Origin of the sequence: Mucilaginibacter sp. OAE612 (genome assembly GCF_041806395.1) — a bacterium.
GTDB classification, from domain to species: Bacteria; Bacteroidota; Bacteroidia; order Sphingobacteriales; family Sphingobacteriaceae; genus Mucilaginibacter; species Mucilaginibacter rubeus.
The window spans coordinates 3,953,972-3,972,737 of sequence record NZ_JBGMUW010000001.1 but is presented as its reverse complement, the minus strand read 5'-3'; the positions used below and the strand labels follow the sequence as shown (position 1 = coordinate 3,972,737).

Here is an 18,766-nt window from a genome sequence, read left to right as displayed (position 1 = left end):
CTCTATAGATTAACGGCAACGGTACTTCATTTCCCTAAATAATATCAACCTAAAAAACAAAATTCTGATAATGAAAATATTAGTGTGTATAAGCCAGGTGCCCGACACCAGCACCAAAATTGTATTAAAAAATAATAATACTTCTGTTAACAGCGATGGGGTTACTTATGTGATTAACCCGTATGATGAATGGTACGCGTTGATTAGGGCTATCGAATTAAAAGAAAGCGGTATCGCCACCGAAATTCATTTGATAACTGTAGGTAAGGCCGATGTTGAGCCCGTGATCAGGAAAGCGTTGGCGTTGGGTGGCGATGAAGCTATCCGTATTGATGCTGAGAGCAATGACCCTTATGAAACGGCTCATTATATAGCCGAATATGCGGCCGGGGTAGGTTATGACCTTATTTTATGCGGTAAAGAATCTATCGATTACAATAACGGTACTACAGGCACCATGCTGGCCGAATTGCTTGATCTCGATTATATTGGTTTTGCAACCGGGATCGGCATAGAGGCCAATACTGCTGTGATAAATCGTGAAATAGAAGGCGGTGAAGAAACAGATGCCTGTAATTTACCGCTGGTTATTTCCTGCCAGAAAGGTGTAGCCGAAGCCCGCATTCCCAATATGCGCGGCATCATGGCAGCACGTACGCGTCCGTTAAGGGTCATTACGCCTTCAGGAATAGCTGCTGTAACCGAAATACTGTCGTACGAATTGCCGCCTGCCAAGGCCGGTATCAAGCTGGTAAGCCCGGATGATATGGATGAACTGGTGCAGTTGCTGCACACGGAAGCTAAGGTGATTTAATAATCATTCTTATTTACCCGGCGATGGGTGACCGGAAGATTTAAAAGGCATGGGGATTGTGCGATTCCCTCCCTTGGGAGGGTGTAGGGAGGGGTTTCGGCGAGATGCCTTGTCGTTACAAAGGCGTATAAACCCCTCCCTGCCACTGCTCAACCAGCCGCACCCCTCCCGAGGGAGGGAATTAAAAAATCTTCCGAACACTTATAGTGTGAGCAGCGGGGCATCTTATAGGGGATGTGATAATAGCATTTGATAACCAAATTATTGGCTTTAAGCTTTGTGCATTCGGCTTTAAGCTTTTATCTAACTAAAAAAAAATGTCTGTAATAGTATTGGTAGAACATACCGAAGGAATTATAAAAAAACAAAGCTTTGAGGCTGTGCAATATGCCGCTCAGATAGCCGAAAAAATGGGAACCACAGTAACAGCAGTTGCTTTAGGCAGCATTGCCGGAGCCGAAATGGAAAACCTTGGCCAGTATGGTGCACAAAAAGTGCTGCACGTTGCCGATAGCCGGTTGGACGAGTTACATTCAAGGGCCTATGCCGGCGCCTTAATAGCCGCGGCACAAAAGGAGAATAGTAAAGTAATTGTAACCCTTCATGATATTAAGGGCAGGGCGGTAGCGCCGCGGGTAGCTGTAAAATTAAAAGCAGGCCTGGTAGCCGGTGCGCTTTCATTCCCGGATACGGAAAAAGGCTTTGTGATCAAAAAAGCCGTGTTTTCGGGCAAGGCATTTGCCTATGTAAACATTTTAAGCGACGTAAAGGTGATTATGCTGATGCCTAACACTTTTCCCCCTAAAAAGGAGGAGGGTAAGGCGATTGTTGAGCAACTGGATGTTAGCTTAAGCGAAAAGGATTTTGGCGTAAAAGTGAAATCGGTAAATAAAGTGACCGGCGAAGTACCGCTTGCCGATGCCGAGCTGGTTGTTTCGGGTGGCCGTGGTTTAAAAGGTCCTGAAAACTGGGGCATACTGGAAGACCTGGCGAAGGAGTTAGGCGCTGCTACTGCCTGCTCGCGCCCGGTAGCCGATTCGCACTGGCGGCCGCATCATGAACATGTGGGCCAAACAGGTGGCACCGTTCGCCCAAATCTGTATATCGCGGTGGGAATATCCGGGGCTATCCAGCACTTGGCCGGGGTTAACGGTTCAAAAACCATTGTTGTGATTAACAAGGATCCCGAAGCCCCATTTTTTAAAGCAGCCAATTATGGTGTAGTTGGTGACGCGTTGGAGATTCTGCCACGACTAACGGCAGCTGTTAAAAAGTTCAAGGAACATCATCAATAAATAATCAGGGTTATGGAGTTTTTTTATGAAGGACAGGTGCTGTGGTCGCAGATAGATTCGAACCAGCACATGCGGCATTCTGCATATGCCGATCTTGCAGCACAGGCGCGCATCACCATGCTCGAAAGCCTGGGTTTAAAACTGCCTACACTTTATGAATACAAAATAGGGCCTGTATTATTCAGGGAAGAAATGATTTACCTGAGAGAGATCGGGATCAATGAGCAGATCAGGGTAACCTGCCAGCTTACCAAATCCAGGCCTGATGGTTCCCGCTGGGCAATCAGGCATGAGCTGTACCGGGGCGACGGTGTTAAAGCCGCAATCGTAAATGCCGAAGGTTCATGGATAGATATGGAAAAGCGTAAGCTGGCCGTATTGCCCTCAAAACTAAGCCAGATGTTTATGAAGGCGCCCCGGAGCAGCGATTATGTGGAAGAGGCCAATCTAGCCTGAAATAATTAAATAGTGTTGAATATCAGTTTATAAGCTTTGGGCTTTATGCCTTCTGCTTTTAGCTTTAAATAATTTATCTATGACCGATCTGAAAGGCACTTTTGAAAGGGCCGTTAAAGAGAGTAAGGAACTACCCTCAAAACCTGATAATGAAACATTATTACGCCTGTACAGTTTATATAAGCAAGCAACGGAAGGCGATATAAATACAGAAAACCCTCCGGGTATGTTTGATTTTGTAGCTAAAGCAAAATATGATGCCTGGCTAAAACAGAAGGGCACTACCGCCGATCATGCCATGCAGCAATATATCCAGCTTGTAACGCAATTATCAAATAAAACCAGCTAACTTTAATTCCGAAATATTGACAAATGTTTCCGCCGTTTAGACCTTTATAAAGCACCGCAGAAATAGATATTTGTTATTATAAACCATCCCGGTATCGGGGATATGATTAGAATCTATTAATTCACATAGATAATTAAATAATAATAACCAGGCTATTAGCTTTAAGCCTTGTGCATGCTGCTTTTAGCTTTATATAAACCATTTTATAATTCTACTCTGTCTCTTTTTAGGTGGCTTCCAATACCCGTATTGATATTGGGTAAGTGCGACAGATGACCTAAAAACCGACTTGTTTTTAACTATAAAAAACACCTAAGGCAATGTCAGCATCAAAAAAACATTTCACCCGTTTTGTATTAATCCTGCTAACCATTGTGGCGGTCAGCATCAACGCAAAAGCGCAAACCGATAAAATTGAAGGTTTATGGTACAACGACGTAAAAACCGCCAAAATCCAGATCTCTAAAGAAAGCAACGGTAAGTTTTATGGTAAGGTGGTATGGCTTAAGGAATCATTAAAAGATGGGAAGCCGAAAGTTGACGAAATGAATAGTGACGAAAAATTGCGTTCAAGGCCGAGGCTGGGATTACCCGTACTGGCTGATTTTGTGAAAGATGGGGATAACAAATACTCGGGCGGAACAATTTACGATCCTAATAACGGCAAAACGTACTCCTGTAAAATGACCTATAAAGGTAAAACCCTGGATATCCGCGGATACATTGGTATTTCGCTTTTCGGGCGGACAACAACCTGGTCGCGGGCAGAGTAAATTAAAGATAAAGAGTTTTAATAACACAAGCAGATACTAATGAATGCTAAACGAATTATAAAAAAGGTTGCAGTATTGGGGTCGGGAGTAATGGGCAGTCGTATCGCCTGCCACTTTGCAAATATCGGCGTACAGGTACTGTTGCTTGATATTGTACCCAAGGATGCCCCGGCAGATAAAAAAGCGCGGAATAAAATTGTTAATGACGCGCTGGACTTCGCGTTAAAGTCAAACCCCTCGCCCATCTACCTTAAATCATTCGCAAAACGTATCATAACCGGCAATTTTGAAGATGATATGCCCAAAATTGCGGATTGCGACTGGGTGATAGAGGTAGTTGTGGAACGGCTGGATATAAAACAACATGTCTTTGAAACAGTAGAAAAATACCGGAAACCCGGCACGCTGATCACTTCCAATACATCCGGTATCCCGATACATTTAATGGCCGAAGGCAGGAGCGATGACTTTAAAAAATATTTCTGTGGAAGCCATTTCTTTAACCCTCCCCGGTATTTAAAATTACTGGAGATCATTCCCACAAAAGACACCTTAGCGGGCGTTGTGGATTTTTTGATGGACTATGGCGCAAAATACCTGGGAAAAACTACAGTGTTAGCCAAAGATACGCCGGCATTTATCGGTAACCGCATCGGGGTTTTCAGCATCATGAGTGTGCTGCATTATGTGGAGCAAACCGGTATGACGGTTGAAGAGGTTGATAAACTGACAGGGCCTGTAATAGGTCACCCAAAATCGGCCACCTTCCGCACCAATGATGTGGTGGGTTTAGATACGATGGTACATGTTGCCAACGGTCTTTACAAAAACGCACCTGATGATGAGGCAAGGGAACTATTTAAAATTCCTTCATTTGTTGAGGGAATGCTAAAAAATAACTGGCTGGGCAGTAAAACCGGCCAGGGTTTTTATAAGAAGGAAAAAGGCGAAGGTGGAAACCAGTTTTATGCGCTCGATCTGAAAACGCTTGAGTACAAACCCTCTCAAAAAGTAAAATTCGCTTCGCTTGAAACTACAAAGGCGGTTGATAACTTAAAAGATAGGCTCAGGATCCTGGTTACAGCAAAAGACAAAGCCGGCGATTTTTACCGCGCTACCTTTTATCAGTTATTTGCCTATGCCAGTAACCGCATCCCCGAAATAGCCGACGAACTTTATAAAATAGACGCAGCCATGAATGCGGGCTTCGGCTGGGAACTGGGCCCGTTTGAAAAATGGGACGCGCTTGGTGTTGAGGATACGGTAAAAGCCATGGAAGCCGTGGGAAACAAACCGGCCCAATGGGTATATGACATGCTTGCGGCGGGTGCCAAAAGCTTTTATAAAATAGAAGATGGCAAACGCCTGTATTATGATATTCCGTCGAAAAGCTACAAGGTGATTCCTGGTACCGAAGGCCTTATTTTGCTCAGTAATATCCGGGAAACAAATACGGTGTGGAAAAATAGCGGTACTACCATTACCGATATTGGTGATGGTATCCTGAACCTTGAGTTTCACACCAAAATGAATACAATAGGCGGTGAGGTGATTGAAGGCATCAATAAAGCCATCACCCTTGCCGAGGCAAGCTATAAAGGCTTAATTATATCAAACGAGGGCGCAAATTTTAGCGCAGGGGCCAATGTGGGCATGATATTTATGATGGCCGTTGAGCAGGAGTTTGACGAGCTCAATATGGTGATCAAAGCCTTCCAGAATACAATGATGCGCATCCGTTATTCATCGATCCCGGTGGTTATAGCACCTCATCAAATGGCCCTGGGTGGTGGCTGCGAAATGTGCCTGCATGCCGATAAGGTAGTGGCACATGCCGAGCTATACATGGGTTTGGTTGAGTTTGGTGTTGGCTTGATTCCCGGAGGTGGGGGCACAAAGGAATTTGCCCTGCGCCTTTCAGACGAACTACAGGAAGGTGACGTAGAACTCAATAATTTCCGCGACCGTTTTTTAACCATCGGCCAGGCCAAAGTATCCACTTCGGCTTATGAGGCATTTGAATTTGGCTATCTTAAAAAGGGCAGGGACATAGTGGTAGTATCGCGCGAGCGGCTCCTTGCCGAAGCTAAACAGCAATGCCTGCAGATGGCGAACGAAGGGTACATACAGCCTATTCCGCGCGGAGATATCAGGGTGCTGGGTAAGCAGGCCCTGGGTTTGGGTTATGTAGGGGCCAATACCATGTACAGTGGTAATTACATAAGCGAGCACGATGTGAAAATTTCGCAGAAACTGGCTTATGTGCTTTCGGGCGGTGATCTGTCCCAGCCTTCAATGGTGAGCGAGGAATATTTGCTGGGGTTGGAGCGTGAAGCCTTTGTTTCGCTTTGCACCGAAAAGAAAACGCTTGAACGCATTCAATCCATTTTAACCGGCGGAAAAGTGTTAAGGAACTAATTTTTTTAAGTATAAAATCTCAATAAAATGAACGCATATATAGTGGCAGCCAGCCGCAGCGCTGTTGGAAAAGCTACCCGGGGCGGGTTTAGGTTTACCCGTCCGGATACGCTTGCGGCGGATGTGATCAGGCATCTGCTGGCATCAGTGCCGAATGTTGATAAAGAACAGATTGATGATGTAATTGTAGGCAATGCTACACCCGAAGCCGAACAGGGATTGAATGTTGCGAGGCTGATTTCATTAATGGCGCTTGATACCGATAAAGTACCCGGCATGACGGTGAACCGCTATTGCTCGTCGGGGCTGGAAACAATTGCCATTGCCTCTGCAAAAATACACAGTGGCATTGCCGATTGTATTATCGCGGGTGGTGTAGAAAGTATGAGCCTGATCCCGATGGGGGGCTGGCGCATTGTTCCTAACGCCGATATTGCCCTTGCACATCCCGATTATTACTGGGGCATGGGCCTCACTGCCGAAGCTGTTGCTAAAGAATATCATATCGGCCGCGAAGAGCAGGACCAGTTTGCTTATAACTCCCACCAAAAAGCCATCAATGCTATTAAAGAAGGCAAGTTTAAAGATGAAATAGCGCCGGTAAATATTGTGGAAACCTATGTAGATGAGAGCGGCAAAAAAGCGAAAAGGGAATTTAAGATAGATACAGATGAAGGTCCGCGCAGCGATACCTCAATTGACGCGCTGGCAAAGCTTAAACCGGTATTTGATGCAAAGGGAGTGGTAACTGCCGGTAATTCGTCGCAAACCAGTGATGGGGCGGCCTTTGTCATGGTGGTTAGCGAACGTTTTATGAAACAGAACAACCTTAAACCTATTGCCCGGCTGGTTAATTACGCGGTTGCAGGTGTTCCGCCCCGGATCATGGGGATAGGCCCGCTGGTGGCGATCCCAAAAGTGTTGAAAATGGCCGGGATGAAACAGCAGGATATTGACCTGATAGAACTGAATGAAGCTTTTGCTTCACAATCACTGGCCATAATAAAAGAGCTGGAGCTTAATCCCGACATTGTAAATGTAAACGGCGGTGCTATATCGCTTGGTCACCCGCTTGGTTGTACCGGCGCCAAACTTTCTGTTCAGCTTTTTAACGAATTGAAACGGCGGGAGAAAAAGTATGGCATGGTTACCATGTGTGTAGGCACCGGGCAGGGTGCGGCGGGTGTATTTGAACTATTATAGGAATTTACCTTTATCTAAACCATTGCAAGCATGGAAAAGGCGATAAGATTGTTTGATTGCATGATTACCCAGGCTAAAGAGCCTAAGGTGGATCTTTTGAATGCGAAGGAGAATGGTTCCTGGAGGTCATACAGTACCCAAGAAGTGCATGCCATGATCAACCAGCTATCCGCGGCCCTGTTGGCCCTGGGAGTTTCAGGCGGTGACGGCACTACCGAAGACCGTGATAAAATAGGTTTGATAAGCAACGGCAGGCCTGAGTGGATCATAACCGATCTGGCAGTACAGCAAACGGGTGCCATATTGGTCCCGCTATACCCTAATACAGGGACTAAAGAAATTGAGCAGATCCTGAACGAGGCCGGAGTTAAATATGTATTTGTAAGCAGTAAAGATTTATGCGATAAGGTTAAGGAAGTTCATTTAAATATCCCCTCGTTAAAAGGCATATTTACTTTCGATAACATCGATGGCTGTGATTATTGGGGCACATTGCTTAAGCCTTTGCAAGAAGGTTATCAGCAAAAAATACAGCAGATCAATGATCAGATTACTGAAGATGATGTGGCAACCATCATTTATACTTCGGGCACTACGGGCCGGCCAAAAGGGGTAATGCTTACGCATAAAAACATCATGACCAATGCCTCGGCATCCGGCGACATTCTTAGCCGGATCCCGGTTACAGAAAAACGTGCTTTGAGCTTTTTACCACTGAACCACATTTTTGAAAAGATGTGTACCTATGTTTATCTATACTACGGTTTTTCTATTTATTACGCCGAAAGTATGGACACCATCGGCGCAAATATGAAAGAGGTAAAGCCTTCACTTTTTACCGCGGTTCCCCGCTTGCTCGAAAAAGTGTTTGAGAAAATTATGGTGCAGGGGCAGAAACTAACCGGTATTAAAAGGAAGATCTTTTTCTGGTCGGTAAAACTGGCCGAAGCTTATGAAATTAATAATACCAGCCTACCGTATAAGATCAAACTGGCCATAGCCGATAAATTGGTTTACAGCAAATGGCGTGCTGCTATAGGCGGAAATATAAAAGCCATCGTAGTCGGCAGTTCGGCCTGCCCCATTAAGCTGGAAAGAATTTTTACCGCTGCCAATATTGTGATTATGGAAGGTTATGGGCTTACCGAAACATCGCCTGTAATTGCTGTTAACTGTTATGAAAAAAGCGGGAGGAAATTTGGCACCGTAGGTCGTTTGCTTAGCGGTGTACAGGTGAAGATCGCTGCCGATGGCGAGATCCTCTGCAAAGGCCCGAATGTGATGCTGGGCTATTATAAAAACCCTGAACTAACGGCAGAGGTACTGGAAGACGGCTGGTTCCATACCGGGGATATAGGCGAACTGGACCGGGATTCGTTCCTGAAAATAACAGACCGTAAAAAAGAGATCTTTAAAACCTCGGGCGGTAAATACGTGGCCCCGCTACCCATCGAAAATAAGATGAAGGAAAATTATTTTATTGAACAGATGATGGTTGTTGGTGCGGAAAAGAAATTTGTCGCGGCGCTCATTGTACCATCCTACACTCATTTAAAACCCTGGTGTAAGGAAAATGACATCACTTTTTCATCCAATAGTGAATTGGTGAAAAATGCGAAGGTGATTGAATTGTATCAATCCATTATCAATAACTATAATCCCGAATTTAACCATGTTGAACAGGTGAAGAAGATAACCTTGCTTCCCAACGAATGGTCGATAGATAGCGGTGAACTGACGCCAACCGGAAAAATGAAGCGAAAGGTGATCACCGAAAAATACAAAACCGAGATAGATAAAATGTATCCCTGCGAAGTAAGTGAGGATCCAACTCTTGTCAATTAACCGATGAATACATTTCAAACAACAATACAGGGACGATTGGTAGTGATTTCGCTTGACAGGGGTCGGTCAAATGCCATTAATCATGAAATGGTTAAAGAACTGGCGGCCTGTATCAAAACATTGGAGCATGATGACAACGTGGGCGGGGTTATTTTAACCGGCAAGGAAGGTTTTTTCTCGTCGGGGATAGACCTGATTGAGGCATATGATTATGATGAAGCGCAAAGCCGCCAATTTTGGGTGGATTTTTTGGCGTTACAAAATACTTTAGCCGCTTTCAGGAAACCTTTGGTAGCTGCTATAAGTGGCCATAGCCCGGCAGGAGGTTGCATATTAGCCATTTGCTGCGATTTCCGGGTAATGGCAGAAGGTACGTTCATTATCGGGTTAAATGAAGTTCCGGTTGGTATTATCGTTCCTGATAGCGTTTTTAGCTTATATGCCTTTTGGCTTGGCCAACGTAAAGCTTATCAATATTTGATGGAAGGGAAGCTGCTTAAGGTAGACGAAGCTTTGGAAGCCGGGCTGATCGATGAAGTTGTTTCACCGGATAAGTTAATGAACGCTGCAATAGAAAAGGTAACAGCCTTTATGAAACTGAACCCGGTTACCTGGACTGAAAGCAAACTGAACTTGCATAAAGAGTTGATAGGTAAACTAAAAGCCGATCAAACCGACACCCTGGACAAAATGCTGAAGCAATGGTGGGCACCCGAAACCAGGCAAGGCCTGCAAATGATGATCCAGAATTTAAAATCAAAAAATACAGCTGTTAAATAATTGATGATGACTGATCCGACAACTTCAAATAATGCCGCAAACCATAATCCCGCAACTGCCGGTGGAATGTTAAGAGATGATGCTTTAAAAGGAAAAACCATCATTGTAACCGGCGGCGGAACAGGGTTAGGTAAAGCAATGGGGGCTTACTTTTTGCATTTGGGTGCTAACCTGGTAATTACCAGTCGCAAATTGGATGTGCTGCAACAAACCGCTGCCGAAATGGAAGCCGAAACCGGGCGTAAAGTATTGCCAATAGCCTGCGACGTGCGGAAGTACGACGAGGTGGAAGCAATGTTGCAGCAAGCTATTGAAACATTTGGGCAGGTTGATGCACTATTGAATAACGCGGCAGGTAATTTTATTTCGCCTACCGAGCGTTTATCGGCAAACGCGTTTTCGGCTATTATCGATATTGTTTTAAAAGGCTCGGCTAATTGTTCGCTGGCTTTGGGCAAATATTGGATCAAGGAGAAAATGCCCGGAAACATATTGAATATTATTACCACTTATGCTTTTACCGGTTCGGCGTATGTCGTGCCCTCGGCCTGTGCAAAAGGCGGTGTGCTGGCCATGACCAGGTCCTTAGCCGTTGAGTGGGGCAGGCATGGCATCCGTGCCAATGCCATTGCGCCGGGCCCATTTCCCACCAAAGGCGCATGGGAAAGATTATTGCCCGGAGATATGGCCCAAAAGTTTGATTTTAAAAACAGGGTGCCCCTTAAACGTGTAGGCGAACACCAGGAGCTGGCTAACCTGGCCGCTTTTTTGGTATCCGATTATTCAGGATACATTAATGGTGAGGTGATTACCATCGATGGGGGAGAATGGCTGCAGGGTGCCGGTCAGTTCAGCGGGCTCGAAATGATACCGGATGAAATGTGGGATGATATTGAGAAGGCTACGAGGTCGGCGTAGGGTGGTCGGTAGTTAATAAATAGATTTTTTCAAAAAAACTCCGTGTAATTTGTTAATTGCTCCCAATATATTTCTTCATGCAAGTATGTTAGGTAAAGTTTGTCAACTTGGAAAAGTTTAGGGTAATGGCTAAGTTTATAGTCACCAAGCTAAATCACATGAGAAAAACTTTACTCTTAATCTTTTTATGTATTCCGCAATTATTATTGGCTCAAATTCCGGGCGGCAAGTGGGATGGCCCTTTGATTACGAAATACGGCACATTTCACAAGGGAGATACGCTAAAAGTAGGTTTGGGTTCTGATCCGAATGGCGATTTTAAATTTATCTATCAACCTGCAAACGATTTGCTTGGAACTGATCAAGTGAACTTCCCAAAAATGTATGCAAGTACAAGGCTTATCGTAAAATATTTTAAAGAATGGGAATCTCACAAATTCGGGCTTAAACAATTTACCGTTGTAGGTTTCCCATCAAGAAATGGTGTAGTCGAATTAGAAGCAGCTATCGAAGCTGGAGAGATAATCGTGCCAAATTTCAAGCCTAAACAATTAAATCAAGTCCCACAATTCAGTGTCGCCGACGAGTTAACAAAACTTAAAAGACTATTTGACGATGGTGTTTTAACGAAGGATGAATACGAATCGCAAAAGAAAAAGTTATTGGGAAACTAAAAAATCCAGTCTTTTTAACAGCTCATTCTAACAATGAAAAAGCCCGCCGCTTAACGAAACGCTTTCCAAAACAAGTTTTCCTACAAGGGCTCGAACCTCAATCTTCAAACATAGTGGCAAAACCTTTCAGATCATAAATTGGTTCGTGGGAGTGTCGGGCTTGCGTACTATTTTGGGCAAGTTGTCAACTCGACTGACAACTTTTTCTATGGAATGAACTTTAGCTCCTCACACGCGCCTTACTTTCCCCTGTTACATCAATTCGGTTTGATCTGTGCTCAATTGAAAATGATAACTTGTTTTTAATTGAGATTTTTCTCGTTTTTATTTGAGTTATATACTTGTTATGCAGGTATTTGTATTTATTTGTTGTGAGATTTTTTGCGGATGCCGGCCACGATTATGTATTTGGGATTACTAACTTTCTAATTTCACAACATACCAATTTGCGCTTTGCCAATACCTGGCGGCCATCAAAATCTCACTTTATGAAAACAGAAAACCGGGCACATTCCCCGCCTTAATGGCACTCATTTTCGTCGTGGCCGGAGGCCTTATTTCACGGCCAAATTAACCTCAAAAATCAATCTATAATTTCTTTTTATGTACAAGAAACTTTTACTCAGGCTAAGCGCCATAGTGCTCTGTTGCATTTTTACCGGGACGGCGCTGGCACAAAACAGAACTATATCCGGTACTGTTACAGATGCTGCCGACGGTTCGCCTTTACCAGGTGTAAGTATTGTGGTAACCGGGATGTCGGTAGGTACTACATCCAATGCTAAGGGCGTTTATACGCTTAGCGTTCCCGCATCTGCTAAAACGATCTCTTTTTCATATATCGGCTACACCTCCAAACAAATGCCGTTAACTGCCGATGCCACATTAAACGTAGCCCTTTCTGCGGCAAATAATTCATTGCAGGAGGTGGTTGTTGTAAGCGTTGGCTATGGCACGCTTGATAAACGTGAAGTATCGAGCGCTATTACACACGTTTCCTCAAAAGATCTGCTTCCGGTAGCCTCAAACAGCCCCCTAATGTCGTTACAGGGAAAGGTTGCAGGACTTAGTATTACCAATACTTCCGGTGCAGATCCCAATTCATCGCCCAGTGTTCAGTTGCGGGGCGTTTCATCGCGTAACGCAGGTTTAGGGCCGCTGTATGTGGTGAATGGTGTACCCGGCGGCAACATTGATAATATCAACCAAAATGATATTGAAAGCATCGATGTGCTTAAAGGCGGCGCCGCATCGGCTATTTACGGTACACGCGGAAGCAACGGCGTTATCATCATCACCACAAAAAAAGGCTCATCGCAGGCGCGTACGTTTTATGAAGGTTATGCCAGTTTTGACTATTTAACTAATCAACTGCAAAACCTTACACCCGAACAGTTTATTGCCGACAGGGTAAAAAATAGCCAGGGACAGGATTACGGCGCTAAAACAAACTGGATGGATGCGGTTACCAATTCGCCGGCATTTGCTCAAAAACATACAGTTCAATTGTCGGGTGGTTCTGGTAAAACGAATTACTTCGCATCGGCCGACTACCGCAATGCGGATGGAATTGACTTGCGGGCGCATAAAAAGGAATATGGCGCGAGGATCAACGTAAACCATACATCAGACAATGGCGTTTTCGTGGCTTCCTTGAATATCGCGCCCAGGTATATGAATACCAAAAACTCTGATCAGGGTAATTTCAACAACGCGCTCACTTTAAATCCGACTTATCCAATTTACGATAACGCGGGAAGGTACAACTATATCAATACCGGCTTTTTCTCCAATAATCCGGTTGAGAACGCTAATGTGATCAAATCTGAAGCGCAAATCAAAGAAATGGATCTTAACGGATCGTTAAAGGTAAATATTCTTAAAAGCCTGAGCACAACGGTAACGATATCTGAAATCAGTAAATCGACCAGGAGCTTCAATTTTACCCCTTCAACATTATCATCAATTTTGCACGCGGGCAAAATAACCCAAACCAATTTCGCATCGCAGCGGCAGGAAGAGAATGACCAAAAAAACGTGGAATGGACAGGAAATTATTCGCTCAATCTCGGTCGACATCACCTCAAAGCCTTAGGCGGTTATTCATATACCCTTTACAACTATAATACCTTTTACGCCCAGAATTATGATTTTCCATTCGATTCATACCTGTGGAACAATCTTGGCTCGGGTTTATACAACGGTGGTGCCGCCGGGCAGGGTCAATCTGCCGTAAGTTCAACGCAGAATGGCTCAACATTGATCTCATTCTTCGGTCGTTTGAATTATGATTTTAACAATCGTTATATTCTTACGGCAAGCTTGCGTAGGGAAGGATCATCCAAATTCGGTATAAAAAACAAATGGGGTAATTTTCCCGCAGCTTCGGCTGCCTGGCGTGTATCCGAAGAAAGTTTCATGAAAGGTGCGCTGCCATGGGTAAACGATCTTAAACTACGTGCAGATTACGGCGTTACAGGTAACCAGGATTTCGACAGTTATCTTTCATTGCTGCTATATGGTGGTGCGGGCTATTTTCCGTACAACGGTCAAACTTACCAGGTTTATGGCCCTACATCAAACGTAAACCCCGATTTGAAATGGGAGAAATCGATCAACTTTAACGCTGGTATTGATTTTTCTATCCTGGATAACCGCATCTCTGGTTCACTTGATTATTATATCCGTAAAAACAAGGATTTGCTTGGTTATTATAACGTGCCTTTGCCGCCAAACTCCCAATCGCAAACCTTCGCCAACGTAGGTACTATGAAAAACTACGGCCTGGAATTGGCTTTGAATGGCAGCGTAATCAGGCAGCCGGATTTCAGTTATAACATAACCGCGGCGTTGGCTTATAACCGTAACAAGTTCATTTCCTTCTCTAACGATGTTTACAAAGGCGCGCCATTTGTTGAATTGGCCGGTTTGCCTGCTCCGGGATCGCCGGGTAATATACAGCGTATCCAGGAAGGACGTAGCATTGGCGAGTTTTATACGCTGCGCTCGGCAGGGGTGAATAAGGATGGGGCTTTGCAGGTTTATAAAAAAGATGGCACCATAGTTCAGGCCAACCAGGCATCATCAGATGATAAACAATTTGTAGGGAACGGTTTACCAAAGTTTATCGGTTCCATTGGCAATACTTTCAGGTACAAAAGGTTTGATCTGGGGATATTTCTGCGCGGCACATTTGGTTATAAAATATTCAATACCGCTGCCTTCTACATAGGTACACCATCAAGCCAAAGCGATGCTAACGTGTTGCGATCGGCCTATGATAGTAAAAGTAAATACTCGTTGTTAACTAATCCGGCAACAACAGCTATCGCTTCAGATTATTTCCTGGAGAACGGCTCGTTTGTAAAAATAGATAACGTGGCTTTAGGTTATACCCAGCCGTTTAAAACCAAATACCTTAAATCAATACGTATTTACGCCACCGGCAGAAACCTGCACACCTTTACAAGCTTTACCGGCGGCGATCCTGACCTGGTACAGGTTAACGGACTTACACCGGGCGTGAACACCTCGCTGAATTATTATCCGGCTACACTTCAACTAATCCTTGGCCTGCAGGCAACCTTTTAAAATTGAAAAGACATGAAAAAATATAAAGTATATATCAGCGGTATTTTACTGTCGGCCATGCTGACTGCCAGCTGTACAAAACTCGACGAGCACGTGTATGATAAGGTAGATGCCGCGAGTTTTTTGAGCAGGAGGGATGATGTGATCAGGGATTTTTTACGCCCATTTGAACACGCGTACTGGAGTATCCAGGGCAACGATGTTTATGCTGCAGGCGAAGATTGTACCGACGAAATGGCTACCTACAACCGCCAGGGCGATTGGCAGGATGGTGGCTACTATCAACGTATGCATTACCATACCTGGACTATTACAGATGGCTTTACAAGCGGTGCATGGACAAACTTTTACCAGGGCATTGTGCTGGCAACCAACTCGCTTACCGATATGGAAGGCATCAAAGACCCGGCAAAACTCAGTGTTACAGATGCAGAATTAACCGATTTTAAATCAGAACTGCATACCTTACGGGCTTGGTTTTATTTACGGGCATTTGATTTTTATCGCAATATTGAAATTGTTACCGATGTAAAAACAGCTACACACGGTAACCCGCAATCTACCCCGCAGGAAATGTTTAATTACATCGAATCGGAATTGAAAGGCGCTATCGATGGATTGCCCACCCGGCAACAGCTTGGTGCAGCAGGTATAGGGCGCTGGACCAAAGCTGGTGCTGCATCATTGCTGGCCCGACTTTATCTCAACGCCAAAGTTTATACCGGTACCGATAAATATGCCGAATGCGAAGCCGTTTGCCGTGACATCATTAGCGGTAAATACGGCGCTTATCAACTTGATACGCGATGGGATGCCCCTTTCGATTATACCAACACCACATTAAACTCGGAAGTGATCTACGGTTTCCCAGGCTCACTGGCGCGCACACACTGGCAGTACGATGGCGGGATGTTTTTTTGGGGAATGACTTACGACGCAGCTCCGCTATACTGCGGATTTACAGATTTCGGGCAGGCTAACCCGCGCTATGCATTACAACCCGGGCATGATATAGATAGCGTTGAGTACGCTTTTCAGTTGGGCAAACCTTTTGTTAAATTTCATAAATACCCCGATGACCTGCGGTTAAAGAAATATAAAAACCTGGGCAACAGTACTCGCGAGGGTATGTTTTTGTATGGCTATCTGCCTTATACGCATTTGGTAAACGGTGTAAGTCGCACCGATACTGTTAAAGGCAATAAGGGCCCTTATCCACTTTACATCCGCGACCAGGTGGGAATGTTCCTCGGCGCAAAACCGGGAACCAAAATTGCAGATAAGGAGTCGGATATGAATCATGCCGACCATAACTCAGGTATTTTCATGGTGAAATATCCTATTTATCCAACTCCAGATCCTAACAGGATCACTTCAGCTTACGCGGAGATCAGGTTATCAGAAATTTATTACACCCTGGCCGAGTGCCGTTATAGGGCGGGTGATAAAGCCAGTGCCGCCAATTATCTGAACCAGGTAAGACGACGCAACTATCCTGATGGGTCTTCAAGCCTTTATAAACCGGATGGTAGCCAGCTCACCGACCAGGAAATGCTTGACGAGTGGGGCCGGGAATTTCTTGGTGAAAACCGGAGACGTACCGACCTGATCCGTTGGGGAGTGTTCAACACCGGTACCTGGTGGGATAAGAAACCTGATGGAGACAAGCATACCGAGATATTTCCTATCGGGCGGGATATTATGAACGTTAACCCGCAATTCAAACAAAACCCCGGCTATTAAGCGGTTGGTTTAACCCATAGCCACCGGATATTTCAGGATCCGGTGGCTGTTTGCTTTGGCACCTTAGGTCAATAACGATGCACCGACAGGTTGCAGATCATCTATAAATTTGATCTCCATTATTTTTCGCTCAAAATCCTCGGCAGGTACCATTGCCTTCACTTTTACCCGGTTTTTGTAGGTGTACACCGTGCTTACGCTATAATCAAGTATTTGGGCAATAGTTTCTAATTCGCTTACCCCCAGGCGCACCAAAGCAAAGATCCGGAGGGTGGCATTCAGCATTTCACCGCTTTTAGGCCAGATCTGGTCTTCGGTTTTTAACAGGGCATTGAAAGATGTTATAAAATTGGGGAAGAGCGTTAAAAACATGGTATCCAGAGTGTCATACAATTGATCTTTTTCTTTGTCTACCTGTACTTTGTCAAGCACCGCGTTGGCTTCATTGTATTTGCCAAGCTTAATATTATGCTGCGTACGGCGTTTAACTTTATCAAGTGTTTCGATATAAGATGAACAGGTTTTAAAAAACAAGCCAATAAATTCTTCTTTAATTCTTGATGATTCCCAAAGCTTGCCGTTAATGCTTTTTAGGTCGCTGTTAATTTCCTTAATTACACGCTCGTTATTTTTAATGCGTTCAATCTGCTTCCGGTAAATCACCAGTAAAAAGAAAAGTACTACAGCAACAATCAAAAATATCAGGAAGCCTATCAGTAATTTATCCCTTTCGTGTTGTTTCTGGTCGATAACCTTACCGGCAACAAGTGGTAATATGGATTCTATCTGCACCTCCCGGCTCCGGGCTCCGTAAAACTTTGCATTTTTTACAGCATGCTGCATCATAATATATGCGTCTTCGGTTTTGCTCCGCTTAAACAGTTCCTGCCCCAGCAGAAATATCGCCAGTGTTTCTTTGGTTGACGATCGAATATCGTTTATCGCGGCAAGTGCCAGGAACAAGATCCGGTTATCGCCGGTGTAGGCAAAACTGAGCCTGGTGGCAACCATAGCCACTTTGTGTTCGGGCAAGTCCTTACTAATGATAAAGTTATAGTAAAAATCGGGGGTTAGTTTTTTGTCCCTGATCGAGTCGGGTTGAAATGCCATGTTAATGGTTTTTTCAAACTCATTTGATGGCGTTGCGACCTCGGCATTTTTAAAATCTTCGTCAGATCGCTGACGATAGATCTTCGAAAAATAAGCGTCATCATCATAATCACCAATCCCCGCGTTTAGCCTTGCGCGGAGGTTAAAATAATCTGCTTTTAACGAATCGGATAAGCCATGAATATTAATGGCCTCAACAGCATCAAAAGCCTCTTTATAAAAACCGGAGTTAAGCAACGTGCTGCCGAGCTGTACCTGGCTCCTGATTAGTTTGTTGGTATTGTTAAACTTTTCTGAAAGGGTGATCATCTTCCTCGCGTACATAAATGCCGAATCAAACTTAAAGGAATGGTATTCATCAAAAATCTGGCTGCAAAGGGCGTATTGGGCATTAAAGTTCTTTTTGTCGCTGAGGTTAAGCTGAATGCGGAGCTGTTTTATGCGGTCTTCTTTTTTAAGATCGTACGAGTTCTCTTTTTCGAGTTCAGATTTCAGAACAGCTAATATTTTATCAGATCTCAGTTCCTGCGAATAGCAGCGAACTACCAGGGATAATGAGGTAATAACAAGCAGTAAATTTTTCTTCATTTTCAACTATATAAATTTGAATGATTTCGGCAGATGTTGTGTTTGCATGATAATATACTAAGGCGGCAAAAACCAATTTTGAAAACAAAAGAGGGATGCTTTATGCAAACGGGGATAAAATTACATCTAAAATTTACAAGCTCTGTTTTAAGGAAAGGGATATTCGCTCGAAAAACGCGGTTTTTTAAGCTATGCATTGGCTGGTTGCG

The 18,766-nt window shown here is 44.3% G+C and carries 14 protein-coding genes; 13 read left to right on the top strand and 1 reads right to left on the bottom strand.

Going from position 1 to position 18,766, the window contains the following annotated elements; translation table 11 throughout:
• The first annotated feature begins 70 nt into the window (after positions 1-70).
• The 13 genes from ABID99_RS16450 (at position 71) to ABID99_RS16390 (ending at position 16,859) form a co-directional block, all read left to right on the top strand.
• Positions 71-814, top strand: a complete 744-nt coding sequence (locus tag ABID99_RS16450) for an electron transfer flavoprotein beta subunit/FixA family protein (protein ID WP_373614391.1) — start codon at positions 71-73, stop codon at positions 812-814.
• 317 nt (positions 815-1,131) lie between these two features.
• Positions 1,132-2,109, top strand: coding sequence for an electron transfer flavoprotein subunit alpha/FixB family protein (locus tag ABID99_RS16445; protein WP_373614390.1), 978 nt, complete (start codon positions 1,132-1,134; stop codon positions 2,107-2,109).
• A gap of 12 nt (positions 2,110-2,121) precedes the next feature.
• The gene (locus ABID99_RS16440; protein ID WP_373614389.1) at positions 2,122-2,565 is read left to right on the top strand and encodes an acyl-CoA thioesterase; all 444 of its coding nucleotides are present in this window, start codon (positions 2,122-2,124) and stop codon (positions 2,563-2,565) included.
• A 79-nt stretch (positions 2,566-2,644) separates the two neighbouring features.
• Positions 2,645-2,914, top strand: coding sequence for an acyl-CoA-binding protein (locus tag ABID99_RS16435; protein ID WP_373614388.1), 270 nt, complete (start codon positions 2,645-2,647; stop codon positions 2,912-2,914).
• A gap of 320 nt (positions 2,915-3,234) precedes the next feature.
• Complete coding sequence (locus tag ABID99_RS16430; RefSeq protein ID WP_373614387.1) at positions 3,235-3,687, top strand: DUF2147 domain-containing protein; 453 nt, start codon at positions 3,235-3,237, stop codon at positions 3,685-3,687.
• 39 nt (positions 3,688-3,726) lie between these two features.
• Positions 3,727-6,105 carry a 3-hydroxyacyl-CoA dehydrogenase/enoyl-CoA hydratase family protein gene (locus tag ABID99_RS16425; RefSeq protein WP_373614386.1) on the top strand — a complete coding sequence of 793 codons (2,379 nt, stop codon included), beginning with the start codon at positions 3,727-3,729 and terminating at the stop codon, positions 6,103-6,105.
• Positions 6,106-6,132: 27 nt separating this feature from the next.
• Complete coding sequence (locus ABID99_RS16420) at positions 6,133-7,308, top strand: acetyl-CoA C-acyltransferase (RefSeq protein WP_373614385.1); 1,176 nt, start codon at positions 6,133-6,135, stop codon at positions 7,306-7,308.
• Between the two features lie 30 nt (positions 7,309-7,338).
• Positions 7,339-9,153, top strand: a complete 1,815-nt coding sequence (locus ABID99_RS16415; RefSeq protein ID WP_373614384.1) for a long-chain fatty acid--CoA ligase — start codon at positions 7,339-7,341, stop codon at positions 9,151-9,153.
• 3 nt (positions 9,154-9,156) lie between these two features.
• Entirely contained in the window at positions 9,157-9,933 is a 777-nt protein-coding gene (locus tag ABID99_RS16410; protein WP_373614383.1) for an enoyl-CoA hydratase/isomerase family protein, read from the top strand.
• A 6-nt stretch (positions 9,934-9,939) separates the two neighbouring features.
• A complete protein-coding gene (locus ABID99_RS16405) occupies positions 9,940-10,851 on the top strand; it encodes an SDR family oxidoreductase (RefSeq protein ID WP_373615911.1) in 912 nt (303 codons plus the stop codon).
• A 158-nt stretch (positions 10,852-11,009) separates the two neighbouring features.
• Positions 11,010-11,525 (top strand): SHOCT domain-containing protein, encoded by a 516-nt coding sequence (locus ABID99_RS16400; protein ID WP_175489885.1) that lies wholly within the window; start codon positions 11,010-11,012, stop codon positions 11,523-11,525.
• 603 nt (positions 11,526-12,128) lie between these two features.
• Entirely contained in the window at positions 12,129-15,116 is a 2,988-nt protein-coding gene (locus ABID99_RS16395; protein WP_373614382.1) for a SusC/RagA family TonB-linked outer membrane protein, read from the top strand.
• Positions 15,117-15,128: 12 nt separating this feature from the next.
• A complete protein-coding gene (locus ABID99_RS16390) occupies positions 15,129-16,859 on the top strand; it encodes a RagB/SusD family nutrient uptake outer membrane protein (RefSeq protein WP_373614381.1) in 1,731 nt (576 codons plus the stop codon).
• 63 nt (positions 16,860-16,922) lie between these two features.
• Here ABID99_RS16390 and ABID99_RS16385 read toward each other — a convergent pair whose 3' ends face one another.
• Positions 16,923-18,557 (bottom strand): DUF6377 domain-containing protein, encoded by a 1,635-nt coding sequence (locus ABID99_RS16385; protein ID WP_373614379.1) that lies wholly within the window; start codon positions 18,555-18,557, stop codon positions 16,923-16,925.
• Between the last annotated feature and the right edge of the window lie 209 nt (positions 18,558-18,766).

Excerpts from the sequence above, each read along its gene's own strand:
- ABID99_RS16450 (WP_373614391.1), top strand. The coding sequence starts at position 71 with ATGAAAATATTAGTGTGTATAAGCCAGGTGCCCGACACCAGCACCAAA.
- ABID99_RS16445 (WP_373614390.1), top strand. The coding sequence starts at position 1,132 with ATGTCTGTAATAGTATTGGTAGAACATACCGAAGGAATTATAAAAAAA.
- ABID99_RS16440 (WP_373614389.1), top strand. The coding sequence starts at position 2,122 with ATGGAGTTTTTTTATGAAGGACAGGTGCTGTGGTCGCAGATAGATTCG.
- ABID99_RS16435 (WP_373614388.1), top strand. The coding sequence starts at position 2,645 with ATGACCGATCTGAAAGGCACTTTTGAAAGGGCCGTTAAAGAGAGTAAG.
- ABID99_RS16430 (WP_373614387.1), top strand. The coding sequence starts at position 3,235 with ATGTCAGCATCAAAAAAACATTTCACCCGTTTTGTATTAATCCTGCTA.
- ABID99_RS16425 (WP_373614386.1), top strand. The coding sequence starts at position 3,727 with ATGAATGCTAAACGAATTATAAAAAAGGTTGCAGTATTGGGGTCGGGA.
- ABID99_RS16420 (WP_373614385.1), top strand. The coding sequence starts at position 6,133 with ATGAACGCATATATAGTGGCAGCCAGCCGCAGCGCTGTTGGAAAAGCT.
- ABID99_RS16415 (WP_373614384.1), top strand. The coding sequence starts at position 7,339 with ATGGAAAAGGCGATAAGATTGTTTGATTGCATGATTACCCAGGCTAAA.
- ABID99_RS16410 (WP_373614383.1), top strand. The coding sequence starts at position 9,157 with ATGAATACATTTCAAACAACAATACAGGGACGATTGGTAGTGATTTCG.
- ABID99_RS16405 (WP_373615911.1), top strand. The coding sequence starts at position 9,940 with ATGACTGATCCGACAACTTCAAATAATGCCGCAAACCATAATCCCGCA.
- ABID99_RS16400 (WP_175489885.1), top strand. The coding sequence starts at position 11,010 with ATGAGAAAAACTTTACTCTTAATCTTTTTATGTATTCCGCAATTATTA.
- ABID99_RS16395 (WP_373614382.1), top strand. The coding sequence starts at position 12,129 with ATGTACAAGAAACTTTTACTCAGGCTAAGCGCCATAGTGCTCTGTTGC.
- ABID99_RS16390 (WP_373614381.1), top strand. The coding sequence starts at position 15,129 with ATGAAAAAATATAAAGTATATATCAGCGGTATTTTACTGTCGGCCATG.
- ABID99_RS16385 (WP_373614379.1), bottom strand. The coding sequence starts at position 18,557 with ATGAAGAAAAATTTACTGCTTGTTATTACCTCATTATCCCTGGTAGTT.